The organism is Mycobacterium sp. NGS54 (assembly GCF_059812465.1).
Genome location: NZ_JCALCS010000003.1, coordinates 369,092 through 384,394 on the forward strand (window position 1 = coordinate 369,092; position 15,303 = coordinate 384,394).

At 70.4% G+C, this 15,303-nt stretch carries 12 protein-coding genes and 1 tRNA gene; 8 read left to right on the forward strand and 5 right to left on the reverse strand.

Translation table 11 applies throughout. The features are described from left to right. Nucleotides 1-9: 9 nt before the first annotated feature. A complete protein-coding gene (locus tag AC5Y5E_RS10670) occupies nucleotides 10-1,959 on the reverse strand; it encodes a DUF7159 family protein (RefSeq protein WP_499902951.1) in 1,950 nt (649 codons plus the stop codon). Between the two features lie 130 nt (nucleotides 1,960-2,089). On the opposite strand from AC5Y5E_RS10670, the gene mtnA reads away from it, so the two are divergent. Further along, complete coding sequence (gene mtnA, locus AC5Y5E_RS10675; protein WP_499902952.1) at nucleotides 2,090-3,058, forward strand: S-methyl-5-thioribose-1-phosphate isomerase; 969 nt, start codon at nucleotides 2,090-2,092, stop codon at nucleotides 3,056-3,058. Here the strand turns inward: mtnA and AC5Y5E_RS10680 are convergent. From AC5Y5E_RS10680 to AC5Y5E_RS10695, 4 genes are all read right to left on the reverse strand, one after another. After that, on the reverse strand, nucleotides 3,027-3,341 hold the full coding sequence (locus tag AC5Y5E_RS10680; protein WP_499902953.1) for a hypothetical protein: 315 nt from the start codon (nucleotides 3,339-3,341) through the stop codon (nucleotides 3,027-3,029). The genes mtnA and AC5Y5E_RS10680 overlap by 32 nt on opposite strands. A gap of 80 nt (nucleotides 3,342-3,421) precedes the next feature. Next, nucleotides 3,422-4,684 (reverse strand): CaiB/BaiF CoA transferase family protein, encoded by a 1,263-nt coding sequence (locus tag AC5Y5E_RS10685; protein WP_499902954.1) that lies wholly within the window; start codon nucleotides 4,682-4,684, stop codon nucleotides 3,422-3,424. 392 nt (nucleotides 4,685-5,076) lie between these two features. Next, nucleotides 5,077-5,150, reverse strand: a tRNA-Gly gene (locus tag AC5Y5E_RS10690). Between the two features lie 238 nt (nucleotides 5,151-5,388). Beyond that, nucleotides 5,389-5,694: a DUF732 domain-containing protein gene (locus AC5Y5E_RS10695; protein WP_499902955.1), complete on the reverse strand. Its 306-nt coding sequence runs from the start codon at nucleotides 5,692-5,694 to the stop codon at nucleotides 5,389-5,391. A 288-nt stretch (nucleotides 5,695-5,982) separates the two neighbouring features. Between AC5Y5E_RS10695 and AC5Y5E_RS10700 the strand changes: the two genes are divergently transcribed. The 7 genes from AC5Y5E_RS10700 (at nucleotide 5,983) to AC5Y5E_RS10730 (ending at nucleotide 15,300) form a co-directional block, all read left to right on the forward strand. Next, nucleotides 5,983-6,618 carry a VldE C-terminal domain-containing protein gene (locus tag AC5Y5E_RS10700; protein ID WP_499902956.1) on the forward strand — a complete coding sequence of 212 codons (636 nt, stop codon included), beginning with the start codon at nucleotides 5,983-5,985 and terminating at the stop codon, nucleotides 6,616-6,618. Nucleotides 6,619-6,659: 41 nt separating this feature from the next. Continuing rightward, nucleotides 6,660-7,232 carry a dCTP deaminase gene (gene dcd / locus AC5Y5E_RS10705; RefSeq protein WP_499902957.1) on the forward strand — a complete coding sequence of 191 codons (573 nt, stop codon included), beginning with the start codon at nucleotides 6,660-6,662 and terminating at the stop codon, nucleotides 7,230-7,232. 130 nt (nucleotides 7,233-7,362) lie between these two features. Continuing rightward, the gene (locus AC5Y5E_RS10710; RefSeq protein ID WP_499903287.1) at nucleotides 7,363-9,300 is read left to right on the forward strand and encodes a DUF7159 family protein; all 1,938 of its coding nucleotides are present in this window, start codon (nucleotides 7,363-7,365) and stop codon (nucleotides 9,298-9,300) included. 268 nt (nucleotides 9,301-9,568) lie between these two features. Next, nucleotides 9,569-11,035 carry a DUF7159 family protein gene (locus AC5Y5E_RS10715; RefSeq protein ID WP_499902958.1) on the forward strand — a complete coding sequence of 489 codons (1,467 nt, stop codon included), beginning with the start codon at nucleotides 9,569-9,571 and terminating at the stop codon, nucleotides 11,033-11,035. A 101-nt stretch (nucleotides 11,036-11,136) separates the two neighbouring features. After that, a complete protein-coding gene (locus AC5Y5E_RS10720; RefSeq protein WP_499902959.1) occupies nucleotides 11,137-12,258 on the forward strand; it encodes a DUF7159 family protein in 1,122 nt (373 codons plus the stop codon). Between the two features lie 145 nt (nucleotides 12,259-12,403). Continuing rightward, entirely contained in the window at nucleotides 12,404-13,885 is a 1,482-nt protein-coding gene (locus AC5Y5E_RS10725; protein WP_499902960.1) for a DUF7159 family protein, read from the forward strand. Between the two features lie 89 nt (nucleotides 13,886-13,974). Continuing rightward, on the forward strand, nucleotides 13,975-15,300 hold the full coding sequence (locus AC5Y5E_RS10730; protein ID WP_499902961.1) for a UDP-glucose dehydrogenase family protein: 1,326 nt from the start codon (nucleotides 13,975-13,977) through the stop codon (nucleotides 15,298-15,300). Nucleotides 15,301-15,303 lie beyond the last annotated feature (3 nt).

Below are 15,303 nucleotides of genomic sequence, written 5' to 3' on the forward strand. Positions count from 1 at the left end.
TTAGGACGGCTAGTGGTGGCCGCCGCCACCTGAGCTGCCGCCGCCAATCGAGCTGCCGCCTGAGCTCCCGCCGCCAATCGAGCTGCCGCCTGAGCTCCCGCCACCGATGGAGCTACCGCCGCCGAGGGAGCCGCCGCCGCCAAGGGAGCCGCCGCCGCCAAGGGAGCCGCCACCGCCGACCGGCCCACTGCTGCCCGGGCTGGCGCCGCCGCCAATCGGTCCGCCGCCGGCGGGGGACGTGCCACCGCCGACGGGTCCGCCGCCGGCAGGGGGTGTGGCGCCGCCGACCGGTCCGCCGCTCTCGGGGGGCGTGCCGCCCGGGGTCCCGTGGCTTGGTATGGGGCCGGTGACGGGTCCGCCGCTCTCGGGAGGCGTGTCGCCGGGGTTGCCGGCGCCGGTGCCGGGTCCGGCGCCTTCCGGAGGTGCGCCGCCGGGGCTCCCGTGGCCGGGGCCCGGGCCATTGGCAGGCCCGGCGCCGGCGGGATTGCTCGGAGGCATGCCCTCCGTGCCACCGGGATTGCTGCCCGGCCCGTGCCCCGGCGGAGTCTGGTGGGGCGGCGGCGAGTGCGGCGGCGGCACGTGGGCCGGCGGCGGCTCGGCCGGAGGCGTCGGATGCGGCGGCGCCTGGATAACGGGTGGGCTCGCTGGCGGGTCGGGGAACCAAACCGGCGGAAGCGGGCGCGGCGCTATCGGCGGGACCACTACGACGGGAAACGGCACGGCTGGCGCGGCGGGAACCGCCGCCTCCGGAACGGGTGCCACTGGAATCGGAGCCGGCGGAACCGGGGCCGCGGGAGGAGGAGCCGCCGGAACCGCGGCGGCCGGGACCGGCGCCGCGGGCGGCGCACCCGCGGGCGGACTCAACGGCTTGGGTGCCTCCGCCTTGGTGGCCGCCACTTGCCAAGGCGCAGGCGCGAATACGTGCTCCGCCGGGGCAAGGAGATTTTGCAGCGGCGCGGGCAGCATTCCGACGGTCGTGTGGACGCCAACCGACAGGGCGATCTCCAACGCCATCGCCGCGCTGATGGCGGCGACCGCCACCGCGCTGCCGACCAGCAGGCCCGGCCTGGAACGGGGCTCGCTTTCATCCTGATCGCCGGCGTCAATGATGACGGTCGGGGCGCTGGCTTCGTCGTCTTCCACTGCGCTATAAGCGAATTCGTCGTCGCCAAGCCCGGCGTCGGCGATGCGCAGATAGTCGGGCAGGGTGGTCGCGTCGAGCACGCCGGTGCCCGGGTCCTGTGCGTAGGCCAGCGCGGCGGTCGAGGAGGCAAACAACGGCGCGTTCGCGGACGCCAGGGCCGCCCCACGGGCCAATGCCGTCTCCGGCTCTTCCGGCGTGCTCACACTGAGCGGCGTCGCCTCTTCCAGCCAGGGCTTGATCGGGGCGACATCGACACCGGAGCCAATCACGAATAGGCCGTCCGGGCCGTCTGGCAGCTCGTCGAGCCCGGCGACCATCTCCATCAGCTTCGCGGTGGCGCACTCCCCGGACGCGTCATCCAATGATTCTTTCCGGACATCGGCGACGGAACCGTCGGAGGTCTCGACCACGGCCAACGTCGCGGTGTCGGGCTCCACGAAAAGCACCGCGGTGCGCTCGTAACCCATTGCGCCACCAACGGATTGGGTCAACGATGTCGCCGCCAGAAACGTCGATACCAGCATCACGTTCTCGAGCTTGTGGGCGGCCAGCGCATCGCGTAGCGCCCTCGCTTCGAGCTGGTCGGTACAGGCCACCCCGACGGCGGACAGTCCGATGCCGGCACCGACCGCGTCCTCGCGGGTGCCCAGAATGGCGGCGATCGCCCGATCGGACGCACTGACGGTGGGCGAATCGTCGGCGGCTGTGACCGCGAACTCTTTCTCGTCTACCGTTGCACCATCGGCATTTTCGCCCTGCAGCAGCACCATCTGAACCGAGTCTGGCGCCAGCGAGACTCCGAGCACGATTTCCACGATGCACGCCTCCCAGCATGTTGGCGGCCGGTCACCGCCTAACCGATCGTGGCCGGGGAAGCTGTATCAGGATCGTGGCGAAGCTGTGTAGGCCTTAAGAACCCCAGGCCGGGCGGGCTAGGGTCGGCTCGTGCGCAGGACCATCGACTGGGACGGCGACGCGGTCACGATCATCGACCAGACCGCGCTGCCGGCCGACTATCGCGAGCTCACCCTGCGCACCGTCGACGAGCTGATCGACGCGATCCGCCGCCTGGCCGTCCGCGGGGCCCCGGCGCTCGGCGCGGCGGGCGCGCTCGGCGTCGTGCTCGCGGTCCGCGAGGGAGGCGACGTTCGGGCGTCTGCCGAACGGGTCGCCAAGGCGCGACCGACCGCCGTCAACCTTAGCTGGGGAGTCGCGCGCGCTCTCGAAAAGCTCGACGCGGGAGCCGACGCAGTGCTCGCCGAGGCGCTGGAAATCCTCGACGAGGACGAACGCCTCAACCGCGCCGCGTCCGCCCAAGCCGCCGAGATCGTGCTGGAACTATGCGATCGCCGGCCGTTGCGCCTGCTCAGTCACTGCAACGCCGGGCACCTCGCGACCGTGGCCTGGGGCAGCGCGCTCGGGGTCGTCTGGCACCTGCACGAGCGCGGGCTCGTCGAGTCGGTGCTGGTCGACGAGACTCGCCCGCTGCTGCAGGGTGCCCGGCTCACGGCGTGGGAGCTGGCGCAGGCGGGCGTGCCCTACCGGGTGCAGCCGGACGGCGCCGCCGCGGCGGCGATGGCGCGCGGCCTCGTCGACTGCGTGCTCGTCGGCGCCGATCGGATCGCGGCCAACGGCGACGTCGCCAACAAGATCGGCACCTACGGCCTGGCCATCGCGGCGCACCATCACGTCGTGCCACTCGTCGTCGTCGCGCCGTCGTCCACCATCGACGCTTCCCTGCCCACCGGCGCCGAGATCGCCATCGAGGAACGCGCGCCCGACGAACTGAGGACCTTCGCCGGAACCGCGATCGCCCCACCGGACGCGGGCGTTTTCAATCCGGCGTTCGATGTGACGCCGGCCGATTTGATCACTGCGGTCGTCACCGAGCGGGGCCGCTACCGGCCGTCGTAACGCTGGGCCGCGGTTTCGGGATCAGGCTCGCCACCACGGCGACGGCGCCGATGGCGGCGCGGAGCCACAACCCGGAGTGGTAGCTGGCCGCGGTGCCCGCCCCGACAACCGTTCCGGCCCAGGCGAACCCGAGCGAGCCGCCGATGCCGTAGGAGGCATTGGCGATTCCGGGCAGCGATCCCGGCTCGTCCGCGGGCGCCTGCAAGACGCCCAGCGCGCTCATCGGGGTCAGCGCGATGGCCAGCGAAAGCCCGCTGCGCGTCGGCGGCTTCGGACTGCCCAACCACGCCGTTGGCGACCATGGTGTCATCCATGGGCCGAAAAGATCGAACCATCGACTGCGACATTGGGCTGTGACCGGGATCAGATGATCGCCTGCTCCTGCAAGCCCGCGATCCGCGCCGCGTCATAGCCCAGTTCGCCCAGTATCTCTGCGTTGTGCTCGCCGATCAGCGGCGGGGCGCGGCGGATCGTCGCAGGCGTCGCGCCCATGCCCGCGAGCGGGCTGCCGATGAGGTCGACCGATCCGGCAGCGGCCCACACGTGCGGCGTCGTCGCGCGCAAGCCCCGGTGCTGCACCTGCGGATCGTCCCAGACCTCCGCCAGATCGTTATAGCGCGCGGCCGGGATCCCCACGCTATCGAACTTCGCCTGAAGCTCCTCCGTCGTGAACTGCCGGCTCCACTCGTTGATGATGTCGATCAACTCCGCGCGATTGGTCTTGGCCCGCTTCGCGTTGGTGTCGAAGCGCGGGTCGGCGTAGAGCTCGGGCTGGCCCATCAACTCCGCCATGCGCCGCCAGTGGGCGTCGCTGCCGGCCGTAATGTACGTCATGCCGTCGCGCGCATGGATGAGGTCGGCGGGGCCGCCGCCGTTGCCGCCATTGCCCAGACGCTCCGGCTGGACGCCGTTGATGAGATAGTCCTGCATGATGTGGCAGATCATCGCCACGGAACTGTCGAGTAGCGCCATGTCGATATATTGACCCTCGCCCGTGCTGTTGCGATGGTGCAGCGCGGCGAGGATCGCGATGGCGCTGTTGTGGCCGGTCACGAAATCGACCAAGCTGGGACCAGCCTTCACCGGCCCCGCGCCGGGCTGGCCTTCGGGGATGCCGGTCACGGCCATCATGCCGCCGCTCGCCTGGAACAACCCGTCGTAGCCCGCGCGCGCCGCCATCGGCCCCGTCTGGCCAAATCCGGTGATCGAGCAGTAGATGAGGCGGGGATTGATCGCCTGCAGGCTCTCATAATCCAGCCCGAACCGCTTGAGGTCGCCGACCTTGTAATTCTCGATCAGGATGTCCGCGGTCTTGACCAGGGCACGCAGGATGTCCTGCCCCTCCGGCTTGGAGTGGTCGACCGTGATCGACCGCTTGTTGCGGTTCGACGCGGTAAAGAAGCCGGACTGGCGAAGGTCCTTGCCATCCTTGCCCTCGACCGAGGCAAGACCGTAAGCGCGCCCTTCGTCACCGCTGCCCGGCCGCTCCACCTTGATGACGTCAGCCCCCAGGTCGCCCAGTATCTGCGCGCTGAGCGGGCCGGCGAAGACGCGGGTCATGTCGATGACCCGGATACCCTCCAGGGCAAGCTGTGTCGTGCTCATGATCTCCTGCTGCTCGTCCATTTCAAGTCGTGCTGCGCAATCATAGGTTCGCATCGAAGCGCCCGACGCTTTGCGCACCCCATCTATCGGCCGTGGTCGAGAACCGCGCGCGTGACCTCGCCCGCCTTCAGGGCCGCGATCGCCTCCTCGATCCGGTCGATCGGCCAGAGGGCTCCCCCGATCGCGCGCGTTGATCCGGCCCGATCGGATGTCGGCGATGAGGCGACGGATGATCCCGGTCCGGGCGCGCGCCGCCGCCGCGCTTCTTGGCAGGTCCTGCCACAACCTTGATGGGCGCAGTCGGAGGCGTACCGGACTCGCGGCAGCACGACCGACGGGAGTCGTTCGGGGCACGGGCGGGGTATAGGTCCCCTAGGCATAGCGGTGTAGCGGCGGGAGTGTCCTGGTCAGCGTGGAGCCGATGACGGGAATCGAACCCGCGTATTCAGCTTGGGAAGCTGATGTTCTGCCATTGAACTACATCGGCGTGGCAGCTGTGAGCTGCGCAAAGCTTTACAGCGGTGACAGTCTAGCGGCTGAGTGACAAGTCGCTGCACAACTCGGCTCGAAAGCAGCCTTGAGTGCGTCTGCTGCTCCTGCGAACAGTACGGTTCGCCGACCCCACGACGTACTTCCAGTTGGAGTAGCCGAACGCAGGACGCTCACGAGCGTGACGCGCTTTGGCTCGGCTGTGGCACCGGGCTCAACGGCGCGCGGACGCTGAGTTAGGACTTGTGCTTTTCCGGGCAGTATTCCGCGGTGGCAGCGAGGACGAACAGCCTGGCTTGATTCTGGTCCATCCGCAGTTTCAGCTGGTCGACCTCATCGTTTTGGCTGTACCCGGCCGACAGATCCTGGCACATCGTGCGCCCCATACTCCCGGTCTGCGACGCGTTACCCAGGTGAATGCCGTTCGACGCCAGATAGTTGGTAAATTCTGCGTCCTTATCGTCGGCGTTGGCGACGGCTGCCGGCGCCAGCAATAGGACCATCGCGGCGCCGAGCATGCATCCGCATATCTTCTTGGTCATTTCCCCACCACCTCCAAGGCTCCACATGACGCTTCGAGCTTCCCTGGGTGGTGTAGTTCCCGTTGCCGGGGGCTTTCTGCTCGCCAGTTCCAAAGTTCAACCAAGCGTTCATCTTTCGTTTCGGCGGAGTTGTCCCAGGTGGGCGGGTCGAGCACTCGCAGCAAACCCGACCGGTCGGCCGCCCCGATGCGCCACACAAAGCATGTGGCGAATGCCGCAATTGGCCCTGACCTGCTCTATAGCCATTCGATGTTTATTATTCCGTGATCTACCCGTAATGTGCTCGGCGTGGGTCGGCATCGGTTAGCCAAGAAGCGGCGAAAGTCGCCAGTAGTCCTGGCTGCGCTGCTCGCCCCCGCCACCATCTTCTTCGCCGCCGCCGGTGACGTCCGTCCATTACCGACGCGCGAAGAGGCCAAGCCCGTTATCAGCGATGTCGAGCTGTGCTGCCTGCAAATCGTCACCGCGGCAGCGAATACGTCGGGCAAAGCCCCCGACACCCGGCTAGCCGCGGCGTCGAGGTACCACACGCGGTCGCGCTTCCTGCCCGTCGGGATCGCGCCGGAGCAGGGCCTGCAGGTCCGGACGATCCTGGTCGAACGGGCCATCAGCGTGGCGTTCCCGCAGATCCACCAGATTGGCGGCGTGCGACCGGATCCGCTGCCCTGGCACCCCATGGGGTTGGCCATCGACGTGATGATTCCCGACCCGGGCAGCTCCGAGGGCATCGCGCTGGGCAACGCGATCGTCGCGTACGTGATGAGGAACGCGTCGCGCTTCGGCATCCAGGACGCGATCTGGCGAGGCGTCTACTACACGCCCGGCGGGGCGCAGGCGAGCCGGCTCGGCCACTACGACCACGTCCACGTCACGACCACCGGGGGCGGCTACCCCAAGGGCGGCGAAACCTACCTCGCGGACTGAAGCCGGGACGACGGCCCGGTAGCAGCGGATAGGCTCAGCGGGTGCTGCTCTCCGATCGCGATCTTCGGGCCGAAATCACCTCGGGCCGCTTGGGCATCGACCCGTACGACGACACGTTGGTGCAGCCGTCCAGCATCGACGTCCGCCTCGACTGCATGTTCCGGGTGTTCAACAACACCCGCTACACCCACATCGACCCGGCGAAACAGCAGGACGAGCTGACCAGCCTGGTGGAACCCGTCGATGGCGAACCATTCGTGCTGCATCCCGGCGAGTTCGTGCTCGGCTCGACGCTGGAGCTGTTCACCCTGCCCGACGACCTCGCGGGGCGCCTGGAGGGCAAGTCGTCGCTGGGCCGCCTGGGTCTGCTGACGCACTCGACCGCCGGCTTCATCGATCCGGGCTTCAGCGGGCACATCACGCTCGAGCTGTCCAACGTCGCGAACCTGCCCATCACCCTGTGGCCCGGCATGAAGATCGGTCAGCTGTGCATTCTGCGGCTGACCAGTCCGGCGGAGCATCCCTACGGCAGCTCCCACGTAGGGTCGAAGTACCAGGGTCAGCGGGGACCGACGCCGTCGCGGTCGTACCAGAACTTCATAAGGTCTACATAGCTTAGACAGCGCTCCGCCACAGCGTATTTACGCGAGGATGTAGTGGTCCGTGGTTACCACCCGCTCGGCCATGGCTTCGCCAGCAATACCTTTGGAGGGGGTTGTATTGGACATCGTGCTCGGCGTGTCAATGGCACCGGCGTCGATCCAGATGGTCGTCCTGGAAGGCGAAAACGGCGACGGCGCAACGGTCGAAGAGGACGAGTTTGACGTCACCGCTGCCAACGACGCGGCCACCACGAGCGCGTCCGACCAGGTAGTCGCCGCCATCCTCGGCACCCGCGAAGGCGCGGCCGACGCCGGCCTGGAGCTGTCGGCGATCGGTGTGACGTGGACCGACCAACTCGAGGCGGCCGCGTTGCGTGACGCGCTGGTCGCCCACAAGATCGAGAACGTCATGCTGGTGTCGGCGTTTCTGGCCGCGGCGGCGCTGGCCCAAAGTGTGGGCGTAGCAGTCGGTTACGAGCGCACCGCGGTGCTGTACATCGAGCCCGACACCGCAACTCTGGCCGTCGTCGAGACCTCCGACGGTTCCATCGCCGACGTCTACAAGCAACCGATCTATGCCGAGTCCTACGACGACGCCATCACCCAACTCAGCGGGATGATCGCCGGGCTGGAAAAGACGGCGCTGGCGCCGGACGGGCTGTTCGTGGTCGGCTCGGGCGTCGACATCGCCCCGATCAAGCCGGCGCTGGAGGCGGCGACGTCGCTTGACGTGAGCGCGCCGGAGGAGCCCGAAACCGCGCTGGCCCGCGGTGCGGCCCTGGCGTCGGCGAACGCGCCGTTGTTCGCGTCGTCGACCGTGGCGCTTGCCTACGCCCAAGACCCGGGCACCGGCGCCGTCGACCACTACGCCCTTCCCGAATACCTCAGCGTTGGAGGCGAACTGGGCGACGAGCTGGCCTACAGCGCGGTGCGCGACGACGACGCCGACGCGCCGACCGTCCTCATCGAGAAGCTGTTCGTCCAGGAACCAGAGCAACCGCGCCGCAGGCCGGTCCTGCTGATCGGCAGCGGCTTGGCGGTGGTCGGCATCAGCGCGGTGCTGGCGCTGGAGATCGCGCTGGCCGTCGGCATCCGCACGACGGGGACCGTGGCGTTGCGACCCACCCCGGGCCAAAACCTCATCGTCCCAACGCAACAGGCGCCCGCGCCGGTCGAGGCGGCCCCCGCGATGCCGAAGATCAACCTGCCGCAACCAATGTCGGTGCCCAGGCCGTTGAACGCGCCCGCCCCCGCGCCATTGCCCGCGGCCCCGGCGCCGGTTGCTCCTCCGCTTCCCGCGGCCCCTCCGATCGACCCGGTGATACGGGTTCCGGTCGTGGTCCCGCCCGTGGCGCCGATCCCGGTGCCGCCGGTCCGCGTGCCGATTCCCAACCCGGTTATCAGTCCGCCGGTGATCCAGGCGCCGCGCCTGCCCGTGCTCCAGCCCGTTGTGCCCCAACCGCCGGTGCACGTCCCGCAGCCGCAGTGGCCGGTGCCGGGCAGCGGCACGGTTCCACACTCGCCGCCGCACCAGCTGCCCGGGGAAAACCCGCTACCCATCCCGGGTGGCCCCGGCACCGGGCACATCCCGGAGCCGGGCACGGGCCCCGGCGGCGGGCCGTTCGGGGGCGGTGGACCGTTTGGCGGTCGCGGACCGTTTGGCGGTGGCGGTGGCCCCATCCACATCCCCGGCGGAGGCCCCGGTGGCGGTGAGCCCGCCGGACCCGGGCCGTTCGGCGGCGGTGGTGGACCATTTGGTGGCGGTGGCCCCATCCACATCCCCGGCGGAGGCGCCGGTGGCGGTGTGCCAGGCGGTGGCGGTCCCTTCGGTGGCGGCGGTCCATTCGGCGGCGGCGGCGGGCCGTTTGGTGGAGGCGGTCCCTTCGGCGGCGGGCACGGCGGTGGCGGTCCGATCGGTGGTGGTCCGTTCGGTGGCGGCGGCGGGCCGTTCGGCGGCGGCGGTGGTCCCTTCGGTGGCGGCGGCCACGGTGGTGGCGGCTTCGGCGGGGGCGGCGGCTTCGGCGGAGGCCACGGCGGCGGCTTCGGTGGCGGCGGCCACAGCGGCGGCGGGCACCACTAGCCGGCGGCCGGCGTTACGTTGCGTTGCAAAACGGTCAACGCAAGCCGACTTGTGCTTAACACCCCGCGGTGGTGCGGGTACGGTCGAGATGTTGGGACAAGCCGAAAAACCGCGCCGCCCCTGGATCAGAACTTCATAATGCCCAGCTAATCCCGGATGTTCGAGCCCGCGCCCTGCTGTGGCCGTAAATCCGTGCTAGTTAAGCATTAATTGTGCGTCGGTGCATTTTCGTCGTGGCACAGCAAACAAGCCTAGGGAGTTTCTAACAGTGGTGGGCATCGTGCTTGGCGTCTCGATGGCGCCGACGAACGTCCGCATGGTGCTGGTCGAAGGCGAAGGCGCCGACGGGGCCACCGTCGACGAGGAAAAGTTCGACGTGGGCCTGGATGCTCCCGGCTTAAGAGATTCGGCCACGGCGCCCAACCAGGTGGTCTCCGCCATCCTCGGAACCCGCGAGGGCGCGGCCGAGGGCGGCTACCGGCTGCTCTCGACGGGAGTGACCTGGACCGATCATGTCGAGGCCACCCGGCTACGCGACGCGCTGGCCGCGCACAAGGTCGAGAACGTGATGCTCGTCTCGGCGTTCATGGCGGCCGCCGCGCTCACCCAGGCTGTGGGCGATGCGACCGACTACGCGCGCACCGCGCTGCTCTTCGTCGAGCCGTACACCGCGACGTTGGCGGTGGTCGACAGCGCGGACGGGTCGATCTGCGACGTGCACCGCAGGGTTCTGGCCGAGGACGAAGACGAGGCGGTGGCCGAGCTCGTCGAACTGGTCTCGGGTGCCGAGGCGCTGGAAACGCGCCCGGAGGGCGTGGTCGTCGTCGGGTCCGGCGTCGACATCCCGTTGATCAAGCCGGCGTTGCAGGCCGCGACCTCCCTTCAGCTGTCGGTGCCCGACGAACCGGAGATGGCCCTCGCGCGCGGTGCGGCGCTGGCCTCGGCGCACGCGCCGTTGTTCGCGTCGTCGACCGCGGCGCTGGCCTACGCGCTGGACCCCGGCACCGGCGAGGTCGACCCGTTGGCGCTGGCCGGCCAGTTTCCCGGATTGCTGCCCGGATACCAGCCCGAATACCGGACCGTTCCCGAGCCTCCCGACGCCAGCGGCAAGCCCAACGTCGCCTACAGCGCTGTGTCGGACGACGACGCCGATGCGCGCACTGTCATCGGCCTGGAGGAGATCACGCAGCGGCGCAAATCCATTGCGCTGGTCGGCAGCATGCTGGCGGTGGTCTTCATCAGCGCCGTTGTGGTGCTTGAGATTGCGCTCGCGATCAGCATCCGTCCGACGGTGGCGCTGCGGCCCAGCCCGAACGAAAACATCGTCGCCCCCACGCGGCCGCCGGCGCCCGCGCCGGTGCCCCAGGCCCGGCCGAAAATCCCGGAGCCCGCGCCGGTGGCCGCGCCCCATCCCATCGCCCCGCCCGCCGCCGCCCCGGTGCCCGCGGCCCCGCCGGTCCCGGTTCCCGCGCTGCCCCCGCCCGTGTTCGTTCCCGTGCCCCGCGTGCCGGTGCTCGGGCCTCCCGTGCCCCGGCTGGAGGGTGGCCGCGGCCCGTTCGGCGGCGGGCCGGCGCCCCGCGGGCCCTTCGGTGGCGGCCGCGGCCCATTCGGCGGGCATGGCCTGTTCGGCGGGCACGGTCCGTTCGGTGGGCACGGTCCGTTCGGTGGGCGTAGTCCGTTCGGTGGGCATGGTCCGTTCGGCGGCCACGGCTTCGGTGGCTTCGGGCGCCGGTAACGGTTCGGCGCCGCCCCCTTGCCGGGTTCCGCGGCTAGGGTGGCGGACTAGGGGCGGGCAATCGGATTGTCAGCGAACCAGTTTGGAGAATGGGGGGATTGGTGGACGTCGTCCTTGGGGTGTCTCTGGCACCTGAGACGGTCCGCATGGTGCTCGTCGAAGGTGAAGGTGCCGGCGGCGTCACCGTCGATCAGGCCGACTTTCCAATGCCGGGTGCCGCCGCAATCGATCAGCTGATCGAGGCCATCCTGAGCACCCGCGAAAGTGCGGCCGAGAGCGGCTATCGGTTGAGGTCCACCGGGGTGACGTGGACCGATCAGTCGGCCGCCGCCGCGCTGCGAAACGCGTTGGCGGCGCGCAAGATCGAGAACGTCGTGCTGGTCTCGGCGTTCATGGCCGCGGCGGCGCTGGCTCAGGCGGTCGGGAGCGCGACCAACTGTGCCCGCACCGCGCTGCTGTTCGTCGAGCCGGCCACGGCGACTCTCGCCGTCGTCGACACGTCGGACGGGTCGGTCGCCGACGTGCAGCGCAAGCCCCTGCCCCACCGCGACGGTGCGGCGCGGGCAGAGCTCGCCGCGCTGGTCGCGGGCGCCGAATCGATGCGTGCCCGCCCCGACGGTGTATTCGTCGTCGGCGCCGGCGTCGACATCCCGATGATCAAGCCCGCGCTGGACGCGGCGACGTCGCTGTCGGTGGCGGTCCCCGAGGAACCCGAGATGGCCTTGGCGCGAGGCGCCGCACTGGCATCGGCGAACGAGCAATTGGGAGCGCCGAGCACGGTCGAGATGCCATACGTCCAGGAACCCGCGCGCGAGCTGGCATACAGCGCGGAGGCGGAGCCCGCGCCCGACGACGACGGGGAACACGGCGAGCGCCGCAGCCGAAAGATGCTGGCGATCCTCGGTGCGGCCGCGATGTTCGTCGTCGGCGCCGTGGCGCTGACGGTGGCGCTCGCCGTCGGCATTCGCCCCCACGTGGACCAGCGACCCGATGTCGGCAAGAACGTCGTCGCCCCGGCGACCCAGGCGGCCCCGCCACCCCAGGCCCCGCCGCCGGCTCCGCCGGCTCCCGCACCGGCCGCTCCCGCGCCGGCCGCCCCGAACCCGGGGCCAGCCTCCAACCCCCTTCCCCAATGGCTGCCGCCGCTGCCCAGGGACAACGATCACGACGACCATTGGGCGTGGCTCCGCCACCACCTGGGGAATGGAATCCTGGGCCCCTAGCCCGGGTCGCCAAGGGGGCGAAACCGCGTAAAATCGGGGAACTAGGGGAATACAGGGTGGGGACTCTGGGCGTATCGCAGTTGCTGACGCTCGCGACGACCATGTCCTCGGCCCGCGCTGGCTAGCAAACGACGATGGAGGAGCTTTGGACACCGTACTTGGCGTGTCGATGGCGCCGACGGCCGTCCGTATGGTGCTGGTCGAAGGCGAGAACGGCGACGGTGCGACGGTCGACGAGGACAATTTCGATGTTGCCGCCGACGACGATGCGGCAACCATTACCGCGGCCGACCAGGTAGTCTCGGCGATCCTGGGAACCCGCGAGGGCGCCGCCGAAGGCGGTTACCAACTGGCGTCGACGGGCGTCACGTTCACCGACCCGATCGAGGCCGCCGCGCTGCGTGATGCGCTGGCCGCCCACAAGGTCGAGAACGTGATGTTGGTCTCGGCCTTCCTGGCCGCGGCCGCGCTGGCCCAGACGGTCGGCAACCAGACGAACTATGCGCGCACGGCGCTGCTGTACATCGAGCCCGACACCGCGACCCTGGCCGTCGTCGACAGCGCGGACGGCTCGGTCACCGACGTTTACCGGCAGGCCCTGCCCAAGGACGACGACGCGGCGGTGACCCAGCTGGCCTCGATGGTCGCCGGGGCCGAGGCGCTGGAGGCGCGACCCGACGCCGTGTTCGTCGTCGGCTCCGGCATCGACATCCCGATGATCAAGCCGGCGCTGGAGGCCGCGACGACGCTGCCGCTGGCGGCGCCCGAGGAGCCGGACACCGCGCTGGCCCGGGGAGCGGCGCTGGCGTCGGCCCATGCCCCGCTATTCGCGTCGTCCACGGCGGCGCTGGCCTACGCACAGGACCCGGGCACCGGCGCGATCGACCCGTTCGCGGTGGCCCCCGGCTACTTCGACACACCGGCCACCGCCGACGCGAACGCGCTGGCCTACAGCGCCGTTGCCGATGACTTCGACGAGGCCTACACCGGCGAGCACGCGACGCAGCTGGTCGGTGCGGGCGGCCGCGAGCGCGGCTCGTTCCGGCTGCTGGGCAGCGCGCTGGCGGCGATCTTCGTCGTCGGGGTGACCGCACTCGTGGTCTCGCTGGCCGTCGCCATCCGACCGACCGCCGGCGTGCAGCCCGCCCCCGGCCACAACGTCGTCGCTCCCACCCAGGCGGCGCCCGCACCGGCCGCGCCCGCTCCGGCACCCGCGGCCCCGGCCCCGGCGCCGGCCCCCGAGGCGGCTCCTGCTCCGGCGCCCGCGCCGGTTCCCGAGGCTCCCGCTCCGGGGCCCGCCCCGGTTCCGGCCGCTCCGGCGCCCGCCCCGATCCCTGAGGCGCCCGCGCCGGCCCCGGTCCCGATACCGGAGGCCCCGGCGCCCGCCCCCGCGCCGCCCCCGGTGGTCGCGCCCATTCCGGTGCCCATCCCGCTGCCCATCCCGGGCATCGGCGGCCCGCGGGGAGGCGTGTTCGGCCCGCCCGGCGGCGGGTTCGGGCCTCGCGGCGGCGGTGAGGACGGGCCCCGCGGCGGTGGCGGATTCCCCGGCTTCCCCGGCGGCGGCGGCCACGGCGGCTTCGGCGGCGGCCACGGCGGCTTCGGCGGCTTCGGCGGCGGTCACCACTAGGCGTTTCACGGCCACCTGTCATCTGCCGTTTGCCTCCCGATTAGCGGCGCGATGCAGTTAGCTCATCGCGGCCACCTACACACGGTGGTATGCGATGCACCGTCTTTGGCACCGGTTACCTCGGTGCCACGCACGCAGCGGGGATGGCCGAACTGGGACACGACGTCGTCGGCGTGGACATCGACGCCGGCAAGGTGGCCAAGCTGGCCGGCGGCGACATCCCGTTCTACGAGCCCGGCCTGCGAAAGTTGTTGACCGACAACCTCGCTGCCGGACGACTGCAGTTCACCACCGACTACGAGATGGCGGCCGAGTTCGCCGACGTGCATTTCCTGGGGGTGGGCACGCCGCAGAAAAAGGGCGAATACGGCGCCGACCTCTCCCACGTCCACGCGGTCATCGACACGCTGGTGCCCCGGCTGACGCGGCCGTCGGTGCTCATCGGCAAGTCGACGGTACCGGTGGGCACGGCGGCCGAGCTCAACCAACGCGCGGCCGCGCTGGCGCGGCGCGGGGCCGACGTCGAAATCGCCTGGAACCCGGAGTTTTTGCGCGAGGGCTACGCGGTGCACGACACCCTGCACCCGGATCGCATCGTGCTCGGGATCCAACAGGGCTCCACGCGCGCTGAGGTGGCGGCCCGCGAGCTGTACGGTGCGCTGCTGGACACCGGGGTGCCCTTCCTGGTGACCGATCTGCAGACCGCCGAGCTGGTCAAGGTTTCCGCCAATGCCTTTCTGGCGACCAAGATTTCGTTCATCAACGCCATTTCCGAGGTGTGCGAGGCGGCGGGCGCCGACGTCAGCGTGCTGGCCGACGCGCTGGGCTACGATCCGCGGATCGGGCGCCAATTCCTCAATGCCGGTTTGGGTTTCGGCGGCGGGTGCCTACCCAAGGACATCCGCGCGTTCATGGCCCGCGCCGGCGAGCTGGGCGCCGACCAGGCGCTGACGTTCCTGCGCGAGGTGGACAGCATCAACATGCGCCGGCGCACCCGGATGGTCGAGCTGGCCACCACCGCGTGCGGCGGCTCCCTGCTGGGCGCCAACGTCGCCGTACTGGGTGCGGCGTTCAAGCCCGAATCCGACGACGTCCGCGACTCGCCCGCGCTCAACGTGGCCGGGCAACTGCAGCTCAACGGCGCCGCAGTCAACGTGTACGACCCAAAGGCGCTCGACAACGCGCAGCGGCTCTTCCCGACGCTGAACTACGCGGTGTCGGTCGAGGAGGCCTGCGAGCGCGCGGATGCTGTGTTGGTGCTCACCGAGTGGCGGCAGTTCGTCGACCTCGACCCGAACGACCTGGCCGACCGGGTGCGGGCCCGCGTCGTCGTCGACGGCCGCAACTGCCTCGACGCCGCCCGCTGGCAGCAGGCGGGATGGCGGGTGTTCCGGCTCGGGGCGCCGCGGACCTAGCGG

Bases quoted from the DNA above. Each gene is read 5' to 3' on its own strand.
- AC5Y5E_RS10695 (WP_499902955.1), bottom strand. From the start codon at position 5,694: ATGACCAAGAAGATATGCGGATGCATGCTCGGCGCCGCGATGGTCCTA.
- AC5Y5E_RS10730 (WP_499902961.1), top strand. From the start codon at position 13,975: ATGCGATGCACCGTCTTTGGCACCGGTTACCTCGGTGCCACGCACGCA.
- AC5Y5E_RS10685 (WP_499902954.1), bottom strand. From the start codon at position 4,684: ATGGACGAGCAGCAGGAGATCATGAGCACGACACAGCTTGCCCTGGAG.
- AC5Y5E_RS10710 (WP_499903287.1), top strand. From the start codon at position 7,363: ATGGCACCGGCGTCGATCCAGATGGTCGTCCTGGAAGGCGAAAACGGC.